This window comes from Pseudomonas sp. NY11955 (assembly GCF_048068035.1).
GTDB lineage: Bacteria > Pseudomonadota > Gammaproteobacteria > Pseudomonadales > Pseudomonadaceae > Aquipseudomonas.
In genome coordinates, this window is sequence record NZ_JBLUPS010000004.1 from 209,556 (window position 1) to 224,884 (window position 15,329).

Below are 15,329 nucleotides of genomic sequence, written 5' to 3' on the forward strand. Positions count from 1 at the left end.
ACGGTTCGATCAGGCCAGTTCCAGGCGCTGGCTACGGGCATACTGGCGCGCCAGGGCAAGCACGCAGACCAGCGAAAGGGTGGCGATCAGGGTGTAGAACACTGCCATCGGCCACCATTGGCCGCTGAAGGTGTGTGCCAACCAGGTGCCGATCAGCGGCGTCAGGCCGCCGGCGATGGCACCGCAGATCTGGTAGGCCAGGGAAATGGCGGTATAACGCACGCGGGTTTCGAACATGCCGCTGACATAGCCGGCGATCACCGCGTAGAAGGAGGCCATGCAGGCTGCGGCCAGGGCGATGCCAAGCACGATCAACGGGCCCTGGCCCGAACTGACCAGCACGAACATCGGGTACGGCGAGGCCATCGCCAGCAACGCGACCAGGGCCAGGAAGCGCGTAGCGCCGATCTTCTCCGACAGCCAGGCAGCCAGCGGTTGCACGCAAAACTGGATGATCGCCACGAAGAACAGGCACTCAAGTATCAGCGAGCGCTCCAGGTGCAACTGCTGGGTGGTGTAGCTGATCATGAAGGTGTTGGTGAAGTAGACCCCGGCGATGCCCAGGGTGTTGGCACCGATGCACAGCAACAGTGGGCGCCAGGCGGTGCGCAGCACTTCGAAGACCGGCGCCTGCTCCTTGCGTCGGGCCTTTTGCGCCTGCTCGCGGCTGGCGATGAACTCGGGCGATTCATTCACCCCCAGGCGAATCGCCAGGCCCACCAGCAGCAACAGCGCGCTGGCCAGGAACGGCACGCGCCAGCCCCAGCTCATCAGCGCCTCTTCAGGCAGGCGGGTGACCGCACCAAAGGCCAGCAGCGACAGAATCAGGCCCGCCGGGCTGCCCAGCTGAGCGAACGACGCGAAGAAGTTGCGCCGGCCCTTGGGCGCATGCTCGCCGGCCATCAGCACCGCCCCACCCCACTCACCGCCCACGGCGATGCCCTGGACGATGCGCAGCAGGATCAACAGCACCGGCGCGGTGGCGCCGATCTGCGCGTAAGTTGGCAGCAGGCCAATGCAGACAGTAACGATGCCCATCATCAGCAGGGTGATGACCAGCGACTTCTTGCGGCCGATACGGTCACCCACATGGCCGAAGACGATGCCACCCAAAGGCCGGGCGAAGAACCCCACGGCGAAGGTGCCGAACGCGGCCATGGTGCTGAACAGGCTGTCATCGGAAGGGAAGAACAAGGCACCGAACACCAGGGCGGCGGCGGTGGCGTAAATGTAGAAGTCGTACCACTCGATCATGGTACCGATGAACGCGGCGGCGGCGGCACGGCGTGGCTGGGCGGAAGCGGTGGGCTTCATGGGGGCTCCTTTGCTTGTTGTTCTGGCAGGAGTTACTGGGGTCACGGTGGCGCTCTGATGGCGCTTGGCCTGTTGCTGCCGCGTTGGCTTTTTCGCGGGCTTGCCCGCGAAGAAGCCAACAGCGAACAGCGGGCCTCAATGCCTGCGATTTATCGGTGCAGGGCTATGATTAGTCAATTTTCTATTTATTATTTGCACTATTAGCCACGCTTATCATCGAGCCTCGCCATGTCCGACCGCCTGCTCAACGACCGCCTCGACTGGAACCTGCTGCGCACCTTCCGGGTCATCGGCCAGGAGCTGTCCATCAGCCGCGCCGCCGCGCGTCTGCACCTCACCCAGCCGGCCGTGAGCCAGGCGCTCAAGCGCCTTGAAGAGCAGCTCGGCCGCCAGCTCATCGTCCGTCGCGGGCCGCGTTTCGTGCTGACGGAAATGGGCGAACAGCTGTTCCAGCTGGCTGGCGAGGTGTATGGGCAGATGTCGCAGATTGGCGGCTTGCTGCAGCAACCGGCGGACGAACTGGTAGGCAAGGTGCGCCTGTTGATGATCAGCCGCATCGTCAGTGAACGTTTCGACGACTTCCTTGCCGACTTCCATCGCCAGCACCCGCGGGTGGAGCTGGAGATCGACGTGATGCGCAGCTCTGACATCGTCGCCGCCCTGCAGGAGAAAACCGCCACAGCGGGCCTTAGCCTCAACCGGCGTGCACAGCCACGGCTGGAGCAACGGCTGTTCCTGCGCCAGCGCTATGCGTTTTTCTGTGGCAAGCACCATGCCCTGTTCGGCCAGGCCGAAGGCGACTTGCAGCGGGAGAATTTCGTCAGTTTCACCAGCGACCAGATTGGCGGCATGTTGTCGCCACTGACCATTTTCCGCGACCAGCAAGGGTTCGCCGGGCGGATCGTGGCGTCATCGCCAAGCCTTGAAGAAGTGCGCCGGCTGGTGATCGCCGGCTTTGGCATCGGCTGCCTGCCCGAGCATGTGGTGGCAGCGGATGTCGAGGCGGGGTTGCTGTGGAAGCTGCCGCCGCAGGAAGGGATTGCCGATGTGGATATTCACCTGCTGTGGAACAGGGAGCAGCGCTTCAGTCGGGCGGAAGAGGTGTTTATCGAGGCGCTGCAGCGTGCGATCACCTAGCGCTTTTGAGCAGTTAGATAAAGCTCGCTACGTTCGCGCTTGCCAACCGAAACCACCACAACGTTACCTTCATCCGCGACTCGATAAACGAGACGATAACCGGATGCCTTGAGCTTGATTTTGTAATGGTTCGACAGATCGCGCAACGCATCAGCCTGTACCTTTGCGATTGCAAACGCTCGCCGAGCTTTTTTGATCTGCTCGCGTACTGTGTGGCCCTGCTTGCTCCACCCCTTCAATGCCGAAGGCAGAAATTCGAGCTTATAGATCATCCAGGGACACCGGTATGCCTTCTTCAAATGACCTCAATTCGGAGCCATATTGTGGTCCCTCTACCGTTCGTAAACATGTCACCGCTGCTCCCACGGCGGTCGCGCAAAATTTCAAGGTGTGTGCAAGATAGCTGCCCCTTTTGTGATGCCTGTCCCCATGCACTCGGGGTATTTCTCGAGAGCGCGCCAGGCCTCTTTTTTGAGGCGAAACTATCATTTTTATCAGTAGGTTTTTTTCAAATCATGCCATGCTGAGTTTTTCTTCCGGAAAAACCAAAATGAACCTTAATCCAAGCGGCACGCGCTCATCCATTGAAAGCAATAGCTCAGTGTCAGGCGGCCCCATTACTTTACATCAACTGGCCTATACACCGTATGGTTTCCACATCCCCTCCAACCACAGGAAGAGGCAGTGTAAATTTAATGGTGAAATGCAGGACGACCTAACCGGCAATTACTTTCTCGGCATTGGGCATAGAGTTTACAGCCCTACACAGATGCGTTTTATCTCTTACGATCAATTAAGCCCCTTCGGCCGGGGCGGTATAAATGGCTATGTTTACTGCTCCAACGACCCGATCAATTTCACCGACCCGACAGGTAGGGTGAAATTTCAAACGACGACTCCTGGGCCTCATACCCGCACCATCGATTGGTTACGCATTCAACGAAGTAATATATACAGCACATGGGAAAGTTTTACTAGTCGCATGAGAGGACGTCGTACCCACCTTTCCCCCTTCGAAGCAACCAGCTCTTCTGATAACGCGGGGAATCTGCCCGAATATTCATCAACCAACCCACCCCCTGAATACACTGCAACCCCTTTACAAGACCAGTACACCATCACATTCCCCTACCAAACTAAACTTCGGCCCACGCCAGAGCAAGCCGAACAAGTAAGGGGACTACAGGGGACCCTTGAAGCAAAAAGAGAAGTCATTAAACTTCGCATCAACAACCCTGACCTTAAAGCTGAGCAAGAACACAACAAAAAATTACTATTTGAAAATGACACCAGAATAATTGTTGCGCATAGCTTAGTGGGCCATACTTTTCCGCCCACCTATTTTGAAGCCCAACGCTTAAGACAACTCTAAAATATGATCTTGCTTGCGACCGATCAGCTACTGAACGGACAAACGTTATTTTGGCCAGTCGCAATAGTACTTTAAGTACTACTAAGAGCCATACCTTTCGCATCCTAATTGGTTGAGCTTAAGCCATGCAGGTCTCATGCAGGATCTACATTAGTTGCGCTACTCGTGGCCGTCGCCACCCTGCAAGAGAAAACCGCCACAGCGGGCCTTAGCCTCAACCGGCGTGCACAGCCACGGCTGGAGGGAGCAGCGCTTCAGCCGGGCGGAAGAGGTGTTTATCGAGGCGCTGCAGCAAAGTCTCAATTGAGCAGGCTCCACCGGCGATAGGAGGGCAAAGCCCTCCCCTTTCTCGCTTAGGCTTCAGGTACCGGCGCATGCTGGGCAATCAGCCCCAGCTCACGCAACTCGGCCCAGAACGCGGCCGGAATCACCGCGTTGAACGCCGCCAGGTCCTGGTCGGCATGCTGCGGCCGGGTCGCCCCAGGGATTACCGCCGCCACCGCTGGGTGCGCCAGGGAGAACTGCAGTGCCGCAGCCTTGATGTCCACGCCATGGCGCGCCGCCACTTCGTTCAGGCGCTGGACACGGGCACGGGTTTGCGGGCTGGCCTTCTGGTACTCGTAGTGCTCACCACCGGCAATCACACCGGAGTTGTACGGGCCGCCGACGACAATGCCCAGGCCTTGCGCCAAGGCACCTGGCATCACCCGTTGCAAGGCACGTTCGTGGTCCAGCAGGCTGTAGCGGCCAGCCAGCAGGAAGCCGTCCGGGCGTGCCTCTTCCAAATCCAGGGTCAGCTCGATCGGCTCGACGCGGTTCACACCCAGGCCCCAGGCCTTGATCACGCCTTCTTCACGCAGGCGGGTCAGCACGCGGAAGGCTCCGGTGCGAGCGATTTCGAACTGGCTCAGCCATTCGTCACCATAGAAGTCCTGGGCAATGTCGTGAATCCAGACGATATCCAGGTAGTCGGTACCCATGCGCTTGAGGGTGTCCTCAATCGAGCGCAGGGTGGCGTCGGCGCTGTAGTCGTTGACGATGCGGTTACGGTTGCCGTGCTCGAACAGGCCGCTCTTCTCGCCCAGCTCACGGGCAGCCGGGTCTTCCAGTTCGTCGAGGATGACACGGCCAACCTTGCTGCTTAGCACGTATTCATGGCGCGGGCGCTGGGCCAGGGCCTTGCCAAGGCGGATTTCCGACAGGCCGGCACCGTAGAAAGGCGCAGTGTCGAAGTAGCGCACGCCGTTGTTCCAGGCCGCGTCCACCGAGGCTTGCACTTCGGTATCTGGCACGTTGCGGAACATGTTGCCCAGTGGCGCGGTACCAAAGCCCAGGGGGTTGGCGATCAGGTCTTTCAAGCTCATGGAATGTCTCCAGTAAGGGTGTGTAAGGTCATCAACCGACGACGTGAGCACATCCTAGGCTGGCCAACTCAAGACCGTCCAAGTCATAATTCGTCACAGTTAAGTCCCTGGAGGTCTCATGCAGGATCTACGTCAGTTGCGCTACTTCGTGGCCGTCGCCGAATGCGAGAACGTCGGTCGAGCCGCCGAGCAGTTGCACATTTCCCAATCGCCCCTCAGCCGGCAAATCGCCCAGCTGGAGGACAACCTTGGCCTGGCCCTGTTCGAACGGCGCAACCAGCGCCTGTTCCTGACCAACGACGGGCGCACCTTCCTCGCCGAGGCGCGTGGCCTGCTCAAGCATGCCGAGCGCCTGGAGTCGCTGGGCAAGCGCCTGGGCCGTGGCGAGGAAGGCGGCTTGTGCATCGGCTACGTCAACCACGCCATCCATGCCGGTGTGCTGCCTGGCGCAGTGCGGGCCATTCGTGGCGAACGCCCGAACATTCACATTGCGCTGTACAACATGACCCCCGGCGAGCAGTTCGAAGGCTTGCGCCAGCGCAGCCTGGACATTGCCCTGGTGTGCGAGCCGCCGCCGAAGAACGACCCCGACTTGCGTGCGCAGCCAGTGCTGGATGACCCAATGCTGCTGGCCATCCCGGCGTCGCACCCTTTGGCCAGCAAGGCCGACCTATGCCCGGCCGACCTGCACGAGCAGGAGTGGATCATCACCGGGGGCCAGCCCGACCAAGTGAACAAGCGCGACGACTTCATCGCCCGCTGCGGCGATGCCGGTTTTACCCCGCGCTTGTCGCTTGAAGCGACCGACCCATTGAGCGTGCTCGGCCTGGTGTCCGCGGGCCTGGGCCTGGCCATGGTGCAAGGCAGCCTGTCGGCCAGCGCCGGGCCGACCGTGGTTTTGCGTCAGTTGGACTGGTTCCAACCCAGCGTGCAGTTGTGGGCCGCCTGGCACCAGGTCGACCTGCGGCCGATCGTGAGCATTTTCCGCGAACGCGTGCTGGCATTGGCGAACAAGTCAGTAGAGGTCTGAACTCAGACGAATTACGTCTTTTACAGTCTTAACACGCTTTACTAGGATGGCTCTCATCGATACAACTCACCCACAGGAGCCACTCCATGAACATCGACCTCGGCGGGCGCACCGCCATCATCAGCGGCTCGACCGGCGGTATTGGTCTAGCCATCGCCCGCGGCCTGGCCCGCGCCAACGCCGACGTAGTCATTGCCGGCCGCAGCCAGAAATCGCTGGATGCCGCCCTGGCCGAACTGCGCCAACAAGGCGGCCAAGGCCAGATCCACGGCGTTGTCGCCGACCTGGGCACCGCCGCGGGTGCAGACACTCTGATTGCCGCCCACCCACGGGCCGACATCCTGGTCAACAACCTGGGCATCTATGACGACGTCGACTTTTTCGACGTGGCCGACAGTGAGTGGATGCGCTTCTACGACACCAACGTGTTGAGCGGCGTGCGCCTGGCCCGCCACTATGCACCGGGGATGGTCGAGAAAGGCTGGGGGCGGATCCTGTTCGTTTCCTCTGAATCGGGCATCGCCATCCCTGCCGACATGATCAACTACGGCGTTACCAAGGCCGCCAACTTGGCCGTTTCCCATGGCCTGGCCAAGCGCCTGGCCGGTACCGGGGTTACCGTGAACTCGATTCTGCCCGGCCCGACCCTGACCGATGGCGTGGCCGCGCTGGTAGCCGATGCGGCCCAGGCCTCCGGGCGCAGCATTCGTGAAGAGGCCGACAACTTCGTACGTACCGCACGGCCGAGCTCGATCATTCAGCGCGCCGCCGATGTCGACGAGGTCGCCCACCTGGCGGTGTACCTCGCCTCCCCTTACTCCTCCGCCACCACCGGCGCGGCCCTGCGGGTCGACGGCGGTGTGGTCGACAGCCTTGCTATCTGAAATCAACTGGAGCATTACCTTATGACAACTGCCTACGCTTCCCTGCAGACCCAACACAGCCCCGAACACGTCTGGGCATTGATCGGCGGTTTCGACAGCCTGCCGGACTGGCTGCCGTTCATCCCCGAAAGCATCTCCAGCGAGGGTGGCCGTGTGCGCTCGCTGAAAGACCCGGATGGCAACAGCATCGTCGAGCGCCTTACAGCCTTCGACGACAACGCACGCAGCTACAGCTACAAGATCCTGAGCAGCCCGTTTCCGGTGACCGACTACCTGTCGACCCTGCGGGTCAAGGCCGACGGCCAAGGCAGCGTGGTGGAGTGGTTCGGCGAGTTCACCCCGGCCGGTGTCAGTGATGCCGAAGCCCAAGCGCTGTTCAAAGGTATCTATGAAGGTGGCCTGCAAGCCTTGGCGAAAACCCTGGGCTGAGCAGACAACTTCATCCCTTGTAGGAGCAGCCTTGTGCTGCGAAGAGCCCAACAGGATTTCTTCACCTGTAATGGCCTCTTCGCAGCACAAGGCTGCTCCTACAGGCTGTGGCGCAATCGAGGCACGGCTTTTGCCCCACAGTCAAAAGACCTTGTCCTGCCCCTGCCTGTTTCCCCCGCTCCATCTCCGCTAGCCTGCCAGCCACACCCGTCTCACAAGGACCCGCACCATGCCAACCGATCATCAAGCCTGGGCCTGGACCCCGAGCGCCGGCCTGAACGGCCTGCAACTGCTGCGCAAACCTCTGCCGCAACCCGGCCCCGGCGACGTGCTGGTGGCCAACCGCGCCATTGCCCTCAACCCGGTGGACTGGAAAATCTGCGAGTGGGGGCATCCAGCCTGGCAGCAAGGCACCGTCCCAGGCGTGGATGGCGCAGGCGTAGTAGTCGCTGCGGGCGCAGGCGTCGACCTGCCCCTGGGCAGCCGCGTGGCCTACCACCAGGCGCTGGCCCGCGACGGCAGTTTTGCCGAGCACTGCCTGCTCGATGCCAGCCTGGTGATGCACATCCCCAGTGCACTCAGCGACAGCGCAGCGGCCGCTGTGCCCTGCCCCGCCCTGACGGCCTGGCAGGCCCTGGCCAAAATTCCCGCAGGCGCCAGCCGCGATGTACTGGTGATCGGTGCAGGTGGTGCAGTGGGGTTCTACCTGGCACAGCTGGCCGCGCAACGTGGCCTGCGTGTCTGGGCCACTGCCGGGCAGCGCCACCACGCGACACTCAAGGCGCTTGGCGCGAGCGGCGTGTTCGACTACCGCGATACCGGCTGGCAACAGCAACTGCAGGCTGCCCTGGGCGAGCGCCCGCTGCATGCGTTGTTCGATACCGTCAGCGGCGCCCACGCAGGCGGCCTTGCCCACCTGCTTGGCTACAACGGGCACCTGGTGTGCATCCAGGACCGCCAGGAAAGCGCGCCGACCGCTGCCTTCAGCACCGCCATTTCACTGCATGAAGTGGCGCTGAATAGCATTCACGCCCACGGCCGCTTGGCAGATCGTCAGGCCCTGCGCGTGGCCGGTGAACAATTGCTGCAGGCGATAGCCGATGGCAGCCTGATCGCGCCACAACGCCGTGAGTTTGCCTTCGCCACGTTGCCCGAGGCATTGCAGCAATTAAAAGAGGGCCAAGGCACGGGCAAATGGGTGGCCCGCCTGGGTTGAAGGGCATCCGCGAAACTTGGATCCCATTCTACGACAGGGTATGCTGGGCAATAGCTAAACGCCATTACCCAGGCAGGCTCGGTGCCTGCCTTCAAGGACGAACCCTTTGCCCAGCCACCCTACCCGCCACACCATCGCCCGTCAGTGGCAATTGCTCAAATTGCTGCCAGGCCGCCACCCGGGTATGAGCTCCACTCAGTTGCAGGCCGCCCTGACAACCGTGGGCCATACCACTAGCAAGCGCACCGTCGAGCGCGACCTGGTCGAGCTCGCCGCGTTGTTCCCACTGCAGTGCAACAGCAAAGGCATGCCTTACGGTTGGTACTGGCAACCGAACCTGAGCCTGGGCCAAGCGCAGCAGTTGCAACCTGACGCACTGACGCCCCCGGCACAGGTTGTACTGCATGCCTGGGTGGACGACACACTGGCTCGCTCGCTGGAAGCGTCCCCCCTGTCCCCAGACATGCAACTGACGCCGCAAGCGAGTGGCGGCGCCACGCTGGCGGCCACCGTCGACGACAACCGTACGCTGATGGGTTGGCTGCTTTCCCAAGCCGGTTCGATCTGCGTGCAGGCCCCGCAGGCGTTGCGCGTGGCCATGCTGGAACAACTGCGCCAGAGCCTGGCGCTGCATGACGGCGGTTGTTGATCAGCAGGCAAATGTCATTGTCCTGCCGAGCGCTTTTTCCCGGTGCCGGCCCTGCGCAGAATTCGCTCCTGACAACGCAACGCTTTCAGGAGTACACGATGAAACGCTTCAAGCCCCTGCTGCTGGCCGTCGCCCTGGCGACCACTGCCCAGGCCGCCCTCGCCGCCGACTGGCAGAACTCGCCGTACGGCAAGCAGGATGAAATTGGCGCCGCCAACCTGCTCACCCCGGATGTGGTCAAACAGGCAGTCGGTCTGGTCAAGACCGGCAAGACCTACCCCTTGGCAGTACCGGTGAGCAAGGACTTGCCAGCGTTCCGCCACCGCAGCTTCCACCTGTACAACATCCAACCTGGTGAACAGGCTGGCCAGACCCTGGGCCGCAACAAGTTCAGCTTCAACGATGAGCTGGTCAACGGCTGGACTGGCGTTGGCACCCAGCTCAACGGCATCGGGCACATCGGCATCGATAACGTCTACTACAACGGCAACAAGGCTGCCGATTTCGTCACCGTCGAAGGCGTGACCAAGCTAGGCGTGGAGAAAGTCCCGCCAATGGTCACCCGTGGCGTGGTGCTGGATATGACGGCCTACTACGGCAAGGCCATCGTACCGGGCGGAACCGCATTTACCGTTGCCGACATCCAGGCGGTACTGAACCAGCAAGGCATTACCCTGCGCAAGGGTGATGTGGTGCTGTTCAACACCGGATGGCTGGAGCTGATCGGCAAGGACAACCAACAGTTCCTCGCCACCGAACCGGGCATCGACCTGCCGGCTGCCCAATGGCTGGCGGACCAGGGCATCGTCGCCTTCGGTGGCGATACCTGGGCCTCCGAGGTGTACCCTAACCCGACCGGTGAAGAGTTCCCGGTCAACCAGTTCATGCTGGCCAAGCGTGGTATCTACAACCTCGAACTGATCGACACGCGCGCGCTGGTGAAAGACAAGGCGTTCGAATTCCTGTTCGTGCTCGGGCAGCCGCTGTACAAGGGTTCGACCCAGGTAAACATCAACCCGGTGGCAATTCACTGACCAGTAGGAGCAGCCTTGCGCTGCGAAGAGGCCGGTATGCCTGACAGACAGCGCCCAGGCCTACCGCCCTCTTCGCAGCGCAAGGCTGCTCCTACACGCTACAGCGTTCGGGGCGTCAGAAGGTGCCCGGATAGGCCCCGCCATCGATCAGCAGATTCTGCCCGGTGATGTACCCGGCATGCGCGCTGCACAGAAACGCGCAATAGGCGCCGAACTCCCCGGCATCGCCAAAGCGCGCCGCTGGAATGGCCTTGCGCCGGGCTTGGGCAGTGGCCTGCACATCACCACCCGCCGCCGTCAAGGTCTTTTGCAAGCGTGCCGTATCGAACGCTCCAGGCAACAGGTTGTTCAGAGTCACGTTGCGGCCCGCCAGGCGCTGTTGCCGGGCCAGGCCGGCAATGAAGCCGGTCAGGCCACTGCGGGCGCCATTGGACAGGCCCAAAATATCGATCGGCGCCTTTACCGCGCCGGAGGTGATATTCACCACCCGGCCGAAACCGCGCTCGGCCATGCCATCCACCACCGCCTTGATCAGTTCGATGGGGGTGAGCATGTTGGCGTCCAACGCCTTTAGCCATTCTTCACGTCCCCAGTCACGGAAGTCCCCCGGCGGTGGGCCACCCGCATTGTTGACCAGGATGTCGACCTGCGGGCAGGCTGCCAAAAGCGCCTGGCGCACCTCGGCATCGGCAACATCACCCACCACGGTGCGCACCTCGATACCCGGATACGCCGCGCGCAACTCACTGGCGGTCTGCTCCAAGGTGGCCTGGGTGCGGGCATTGATGACCAGGTTGACGCCATCTTTGCTCAGCGCCTCGGCGCAGCCTTTGCCCAGGCCCTGGCTGGCCGCGCAAACGATGGCCCAGCGGCCGGTGATACCTAGATCCATTGGGTTGCTCCTAGATGTAATGCAGTTACAGGGTTACGGGCAGGCCGTGGCGGAACAATCTAGAACGCAGGCCAGGGCTGCCGATAATGAAAAGAGCTGATCTACCAATAACCATCGCTTATCCCCGGCAGCGTTTCAACGACGGGGGCGGACGCCATCGCACATCAGCCGGCCGTCAATTGCTCTACCAGCAATCGCGCCGCGGGTGAGAGCGGCGCCGCAACCCGGTGCACGATGCCGAACGGCTCGTTCAACGCCCGTAGCTGCACGGCCAGCGACACCAGCAACCCGCGCTGCTCGGCAAAGGCTGCCACTGCGCGGGGAATGACCGCCACCAACGTCGGGTCATCTTCCAGCAGCATGAAGATGGCGAAGGTGGAATAGGTTTCCAGCGGATAGCGCGGCAGCTCCACCCCCGCCTCGCTCAACTCGCGCTCCAGCGCCTGGCGCATGGGCATGTTGGCCGGGTAGACAACCCAACGGTATGGGCTCAGGTCGCCGATCGCCAACGCCGTCGCCCCGGCCAGCGGGTGCCGCGGGTGCGCGACCACCGCCAGCGGCTCATGGGCCAGCTCTACGAAGGTATATTCCGCGGCGTTGCGGCCCAGGCCCGGTCGACAGATGGCCAGGTCGAGGCGGCCCTCGTCCAGTTGAGCGAGCAGGTTGGCGCTGGTGTTCTCGGCAATCTCCACTGCCAGCTGCGGCTGCTTGCGGCGCAGGTGCCCCAGGGCGCGGACCAGCGTCGGCATGGCGCCCATGATGCTGCCCACCGATAGCCGCCCACCCTGGCCTTGTACGATGCCCAACACCTCTTCGCGCAAATGCCCCAGGTCGCTGTGGATCAGTCGCGCATAGCGCACCACACAACGGCCCACGTCATTGGCCACCAGGCCGCTGGGCAACCGCTGGAACAACGGTACGCCCAGCACTTCCTCCACTTCGCGCAAAGCCTTGGTCGCCCCGGGCTGGGAAATGGCCATGGCTTCGGCCGCCTTGTGCAACGAACCACAGCGGTCCAGCTCGATCAGCAGGCGCAACTGACGTAGGCGCAGGCGAGAAAAAATGGAGTCCAGGGAGGGAATCATCAGGCAGGCTCGATATGGGTCTTGTAATGCCGAGCACTATAGAGGGTCATCAGCGCAGAAACGTTGAGTTTGCAGCAAATAACCTTTGATTGCGGTACACACATGCCCGCATTTTTATGTAGGAGCAGCGTATGGCTGTAAAACCGGGTAATGATCTACCAGCGCCAGTAGCGGTTGCGGCCTCTATTGTTGGTCTTCACATCGGAGGGATGCGAGGAACAGAACATGGAACGAGCCGAGTCAAACCTTTTACGTCGAGGGCGCTTTTCCGAGCCTGGCAGGTTGTACTTGCTGACCACGGTTACCCACCAACGCACACCACTGTTTCAGGAGCTGCGCGCAGCACGCCTGGTCATCAGAGCGTTGAGGCACTCGGAACGCCTCGGCGACTGCCGCTCACTTGCCTGGGTGGTGATGCCTGATCACTTGCATTGGTTGATAGAGTTGCGTGCCATCACCTTGAGCAGCCTGATGCGGCAGTTCAAATCGCGCTCAGGCACGGCATTGTGCAAAGCGAATCTTTGCCGAGGTCAGGTCTGGCAGCGCGGCTATCATGACCGAGCACTGCGTAGGGAGGACGACACGCGAAAGGTGGCCCGATACCTCATTGCCAACCCTTTGCGAGCAGGCCTCGTAGCACAGATTGGCGACTACCCACACTGGGACGCAGTGTGGCTCACCGATTCTGGCAGCCTGCACAACTGCTTGTAGGAGCAGCCTTGTGCTGCGAAGTGGCCGGTCCAGGCGAAGCATATGTATCGTCCGTACCGGCCCCTTCGCAGCACAAGGCTGCTCCTACAGGTGAGGCGTTTACCGCGGATTACGTCGTGCCAGGCAGGCATAGCTCAGCCCCAGCACGCAGACCGCCAGCACGCCCAGCAGCACCATCAACTCGCGGCTGTAGCGAGCCACCGTGGCCGGAAAACCGATCACCTCATGGTACACCTGCACATTGGCTACACCGTCGGCGTGGCTGATGCTGACCCCGCCCTGGCGGATCTGCGAATAGTCCGCGTCGAAATACACCCACACCTTGCACGTGCCGCCTGGCTCTATGCTCGGGATATCCACCTGCGCGGTGGCGGTTTCCAGCAGCGTGTCGTTGCCGGCAGCATCGCGCACCTGCACCAGGCCCTTGGCTGGCAGGCGGATCTTCACCTGGCGCACCTGTGCGTCACCACTGTTGCGCAGCTCGATGAGCAAGCCTGTACGATGGTCAACCAGCCCCGCCTCGAATGGCTTGGCGAACAACTGGGCATAAGGCGCCTGGGCCATTTCGATCAACCGCTCGACCTGATCATGGCTCAGCTCGCCCTGCTCGATGTTGTTGATACGCCCCTGCAACTGTTCGTACTTGAGCTGCTCGCTGGCCTTGCTGATACGCTCGCTGAACTGGCTGGGGTAAGTGAGGTAGGCATAGGTCAGTGACGCCTCCAGGCGCGGGTTGCCCCTGAGCAACGCGTAGGCGGCCAACAGGACCATCAGGCCAATCAGCACGGCGACGAGAAGCTTCCCCACCTTGTCCCAGCTCAATGCACACTTCCTTCTGACGTGTTACAGACGATTCAAACCGCCCAAGGGTGCCAAGTTCAAGCCCCCCAGGCAAGCCTGGCGGTGCGAGACCAGAGGGCTCTGCCGCTGATCAGCCCCTTGACCCGCCCTCGGCAGTGGCGGACGATCAACGTCCCCTACACAAGGACGAACACCATGCTACGGATACTGGGCAGAGCCTCTTCCATCAACGTGCGAAAAGTCTTGTGGGCCTGTGCCGAGTTCGAGGTCGCGTTCGAGCGCGAGGACTGGGGGGCGGGCTTCCAGCCCACCGACAGCGCCGAGTTCCTTGCCCTGAACCCCAACGCCATGATTCCGGTGCTGCAGGATGGCGACTTCACCCTGTGGGAGTCCAACAGCATCATCCGCTACCTGGCCAACCGCTACGGCGCCACCGCGTTCTACCCAAGCGAGGCGCAGGCACGGGCCAGGATCGACCAGTGGATCGACTGGCAAGCCTCGGACCTGAACCGCTCCTGGAGCTACGCATTCATGTCGCTGGTCAGGCATTCGCCCGCCCATCAGGACCCGCAAGCGCTTGCGGCCGGTTGCGCAGAATGGTCGCGCTACATGCACATCCTCGACCGCCAGTTGGCCAGCACCGGCGCCTATGTGGCCGGCAGCCAGTTCACCCTGGCCGATATCCCTATCGGCCTCTCGGTCAATCGCTGGTTCGAAACGCCATTCGAACACCCGCACTTGCCAGCGGTGCGCGACTACTACGAACGCCTGAGCGAGCGCCCGGCCTATCACCTGCATGGCCGCAATGGTACGCCGTAACCCAGCAAGGAAGTTTATCGATGGTCGCAACCTTACGCCTGGCAACACCCGATGACATCGAAGTGTTGTTCGACATCCGTACCAGCGTGACGCAGAACCACCTGTCGCGCGAACAACTGCATGAGCTGGGTATAACCGCTCAGGTACTTGCCGAAGCCATCGGCAACGGCCCCTGCGTGTGGATTGCCCAATGGCAGCAGGAAGCTGTCGGGTTTGCCATGGTCGACCGGGAGCAAGGCGAGCTGTTCGCCCTGTTCGTGCGGCCAGGGCATGAAGGCAAGGGGCTGGGGCGGATGTTGCTGCAACAGGCCGAGAAGGCACTGTTCGAACGACATCACGTAATTCACCTGACCACAGATGGCGATGAGGCTGTCCGTGCCAACGACTTCTATCGGCGGTCGGGGTGGGTGTGTACCGGGGCGGTTGATGAGCGGGATGTACGCTTCGAGAAGCGGCGCATGTCTTAAGAGCCTGCAAGTCGACAGTTGTGTTTTCGTCGAATAGCTCATTTAAGACGTTTCCTACAAACCTTTAGGAAACCCACTAAACCTCCGGCAAGCGATTCCTCGTTAGGGTTCAGGGGCCATCAAGG

At 61.7% G+C, this 15,329-nt stretch carries 17 protein-coding genes; 11 read left to right on the forward strand and 6 right to left on the reverse strand.

Features of this window, described 5'->3' with window-relative positions:
- Nucleotides 1-9: 9 nt before the first annotated feature.
- A complete protein-coding gene (locus tag ACNFBR_RS09555) occupies nucleotides 10-1,314 on the reverse strand; it encodes an MFS transporter (RefSeq protein ID WP_416734690.1) in 1,305 nt (434 codons plus the stop codon).
- Nucleotides 1,315-1,542: 228 nt separating this feature from the next.
- Between ACNFBR_RS09555 and ACNFBR_RS09560 the strand changes: the two genes are divergently transcribed.
- Nucleotides 1,543-2,451 (forward strand): LysR family transcriptional regulator, encoded by a 909-nt coding sequence (locus ACNFBR_RS09560; RefSeq protein ID WP_416734691.1) that lies wholly within the window; start codon nucleotides 1,543-1,545, stop codon nucleotides 2,449-2,451.
- Here ACNFBR_RS09560 and ACNFBR_RS09565 read toward each other — a convergent pair.
- Nucleotides 2,448-2,723, reverse strand: coding sequence for a type II toxin-antitoxin system RelE family toxin (locus tag ACNFBR_RS09565; protein WP_416734692.1), 276 nt, complete (start codon nucleotides 2,721-2,723; stop codon nucleotides 2,448-2,450). The genes ACNFBR_RS09560 and ACNFBR_RS09565 overlap by 4 nt on opposite strands.
- A 278-nt stretch (nucleotides 2,724-3,001) precedes the next feature.
- On the opposite strand from ACNFBR_RS09565, the gene ACNFBR_RS09570 reads away from it, so the two are divergent.
- Nucleotides 3,002-3,823 (forward strand): RHS repeat-associated core domain-containing protein, encoded by an 822-nt coding sequence (locus ACNFBR_RS09570; RefSeq protein ID WP_416734693.1) that lies wholly within the window; start codon nucleotides 3,002-3,004, stop codon nucleotides 3,821-3,823.
- Nucleotides 3,824-4,176: 353 nt separating this feature from the next.
- Here the strand turns inward: ACNFBR_RS09570 and ACNFBR_RS09575 are convergent, their stop codons facing one another.
- Complete coding sequence (locus ACNFBR_RS09575; protein ID WP_416734694.1) at nucleotides 4,177-5,187, reverse strand: aldo/keto reductase; 1,011 nt, start codon at nucleotides 5,185-5,187, stop codon at nucleotides 4,177-4,179.
- Between the two features lie 118 nt (nucleotides 5,188-5,305).
- Here ACNFBR_RS09575 and ACNFBR_RS09580 point away from each other — a divergent pair, with 118 nt between their 5' ends.
- From ACNFBR_RS09580 to ACNFBR_RS09605, 6 genes are all read left to right on the forward strand, one after another.
- Nucleotides 5,306-6,217 (forward strand): LysR family transcriptional regulator, encoded by a 912-nt coding sequence (locus tag ACNFBR_RS09580; protein WP_416734695.1) that lies wholly within the window; start codon nucleotides 5,306-5,308, stop codon nucleotides 6,215-6,217.
- Between the two features lie 86 nt (nucleotides 6,218-6,303).
- Nucleotides 6,304-7,101, forward strand: coding sequence for an SDR family NAD(P)-dependent oxidoreductase (locus ACNFBR_RS09585; protein WP_416734696.1), 798 nt, complete (start codon nucleotides 6,304-6,306; stop codon nucleotides 7,099-7,101).
- Nucleotides 7,102-7,122: 21 nt separating this feature from the next.
- The gene (locus ACNFBR_RS09590) at nucleotides 7,123-7,530 is read left to right on the forward strand and encodes an SRPBCC family protein (protein ID WP_416734697.1); all 408 of its coding nucleotides are present in this window, start codon (nucleotides 7,123-7,125) and stop codon (nucleotides 7,528-7,530) included.
- A gap of 229 nt (nucleotides 7,531-7,759) precedes the next feature.
- Complete coding sequence (locus ACNFBR_RS09595) at nucleotides 7,760-8,746, forward strand: alcohol dehydrogenase catalytic domain-containing protein (RefSeq protein WP_416734698.1); 987 nt, start codon at nucleotides 7,760-7,762, stop codon at nucleotides 8,744-8,746.
- A gap of 106 nt (nucleotides 8,747-8,852) precedes the next feature.
- Nucleotides 8,853-9,395 carry a WYL domain-containing protein gene (locus ACNFBR_RS09600; RefSeq protein WP_416734699.1) on the forward strand — a complete coding sequence of 181 codons (543 nt, stop codon included), beginning with the start codon at nucleotides 8,853-8,855 and terminating at the stop codon, nucleotides 9,393-9,395.
- A gap of 98 nt (nucleotides 9,396-9,493) precedes the next feature.
- Nucleotides 9,494-10,429 (forward strand): cyclase family protein, encoded by a 936-nt coding sequence (locus ACNFBR_RS09605; protein WP_416734700.1) that lies wholly within the window; start codon nucleotides 9,494-9,496, stop codon nucleotides 10,427-10,429.
- A 115-nt stretch (nucleotides 10,430-10,544) separates the two neighbouring features.
- On the opposite strand, the gene ACNFBR_RS09610 is transcribed toward ACNFBR_RS09605, so the two are convergent.
- Complete coding sequence (locus tag ACNFBR_RS09610; protein ID WP_416734701.1) at nucleotides 10,545-11,321, reverse strand: SDR family oxidoreductase; 777 nt, start codon at nucleotides 11,319-11,321, stop codon at nucleotides 10,545-10,547.
- Between the two features lie 164 nt (nucleotides 11,322-11,485).
- Entirely contained in the window at nucleotides 11,486-12,406 is a 921-nt protein-coding gene (locus tag ACNFBR_RS09615; protein WP_416734702.1) for a LysR family transcriptional regulator, read from the reverse strand.
- 225 nt (nucleotides 12,407-12,631) lie between these two features.
- Here ACNFBR_RS09615 and ACNFBR_RS09620 point away from each other — a divergent pair, with 225 nt between their 5' ends.
- A complete protein-coding gene (locus ACNFBR_RS09620) occupies nucleotides 12,632-13,117 on the forward strand; it encodes an REP-associated tyrosine transposase (RefSeq protein WP_416734703.1) in 486 nt (161 codons plus the stop codon).
- Between the two features lie 99 nt (nucleotides 13,118-13,216).
- Here ACNFBR_RS09620 and ACNFBR_RS09625 read toward each other — a convergent pair whose 3' ends face one another.
- On the reverse strand, nucleotides 13,217-13,939 hold the full coding sequence (locus ACNFBR_RS09625; RefSeq protein ID WP_416734704.1) for a hypothetical protein: 723 nt from the start codon (nucleotides 13,937-13,939) through the stop codon (nucleotides 13,217-13,219).
- Nucleotides 13,940-14,113: 174 nt separating this feature from the next.
- Here ACNFBR_RS09625 and ACNFBR_RS09630 point away from each other — a divergent pair, with 174 nt between their 5' ends.
- Nucleotides 14,114-14,737, forward strand: coding sequence for a glutathione S-transferase family protein (locus ACNFBR_RS09630; protein ID WP_416734705.1), 624 nt, complete (start codon nucleotides 14,114-14,116; stop codon nucleotides 14,735-14,737).
- A gap of 20 nt (nucleotides 14,738-14,757) precedes the next feature.
- Nucleotides 14,758-15,204, forward strand: coding sequence for a GNAT family N-acetyltransferase (locus ACNFBR_RS09635; protein ID WP_416734706.1), 447 nt, complete (start codon nucleotides 14,758-14,760; stop codon nucleotides 15,202-15,204).
- The last annotated feature ends 125 nt before the right edge of the window (nucleotides 15,205-15,329 follow it).

Bases quoted from the DNA above. Each gene is read 5' to 3' on its own strand.
- ACNFBR_RS09555 (WP_416734690.1), bottom strand. From the start codon at position 1,314: ATGAAGCCCACCGCTTCCGCCCAGCCACGCCGTGCCGCCGCCGCCGCG.
- ACNFBR_RS09560 (WP_416734691.1), top strand. From the start codon at position 1,543: ATGTCCGACCGCCTGCTCAACGACCGCCTCGACTGGAACCTGCTGCGC.
- ACNFBR_RS09565 (WP_416734692.1), bottom strand. From the start codon at position 2,723: ATGATCTATAAGCTCGAATTTCTGCCTTCGGCATTGAAGGGGTGGAGC.
- ACNFBR_RS09570 (WP_416734693.1), top strand. From the start codon at position 3,002: ATGAACCTTAATCCAAGCGGCACGCGCTCATCCATTGAAAGCAATAGC.
- ACNFBR_RS09575 (WP_416734694.1), bottom strand. From the start codon at position 5,187: ATGAGCTTGAAAGACCTGATCGCCAACCCCCTGGGCTTTGGTACCGCG.
- ACNFBR_RS09580 (WP_416734695.1), top strand. From the start codon at position 5,306: ATGCAGGATCTACGTCAGTTGCGCTACTTCGTGGCCGTCGCCGAATGC.
- ACNFBR_RS09585 (WP_416734696.1), top strand. From the start codon at position 6,304: ATGAACATCGACCTCGGCGGGCGCACCGCCATCATCAGCGGCTCGACC.
- ACNFBR_RS09590 (WP_416734697.1), top strand. From the start codon at position 7,123: ATGACAACTGCCTACGCTTCCCTGCAGACCCAACACAGCCCCGAACAC.
- ACNFBR_RS09595 (WP_416734698.1), top strand. From the start codon at position 7,760: ATGCCAACCGATCATCAAGCCTGGGCCTGGACCCCGAGCGCCGGCCTG.
- ACNFBR_RS09605 (WP_416734700.1), top strand. From the start codon at position 9,494: ATGAAACGCTTCAAGCCCCTGCTGCTGGCCGTCGCCCTGGCGACCACT.
- ACNFBR_RS09610 (WP_416734701.1), bottom strand. From the start codon at position 11,321: ATGGATCTAGGTATCACCGGCCGCTGGGCCATCGTTTGCGCGGCCAGC.
- ACNFBR_RS09615 (WP_416734702.1), bottom strand. From the start codon at position 12,406: ATGATTCCCTCCCTGGACTCCATTTTTTCTCGCCTGCGCCTACGTCAG.
- ACNFBR_RS09620 (WP_416734703.1), top strand. From the start codon at position 12,632: ATGGAACGAGCCGAGTCAAACCTTTTACGTCGAGGGCGCTTTTCCGAG.
- ACNFBR_RS09630 (WP_416734705.1), top strand. From the start codon at position 14,114: ATGCTACGGATACTGGGCAGAGCCTCTTCCATCAACGTGCGAAAAGTC.
- ACNFBR_RS09635 (WP_416734706.1), top strand. From the start codon at position 14,758: ATGGTCGCAACCTTACGCCTGGCAACACCCGATGACATCGAAGTGTTG.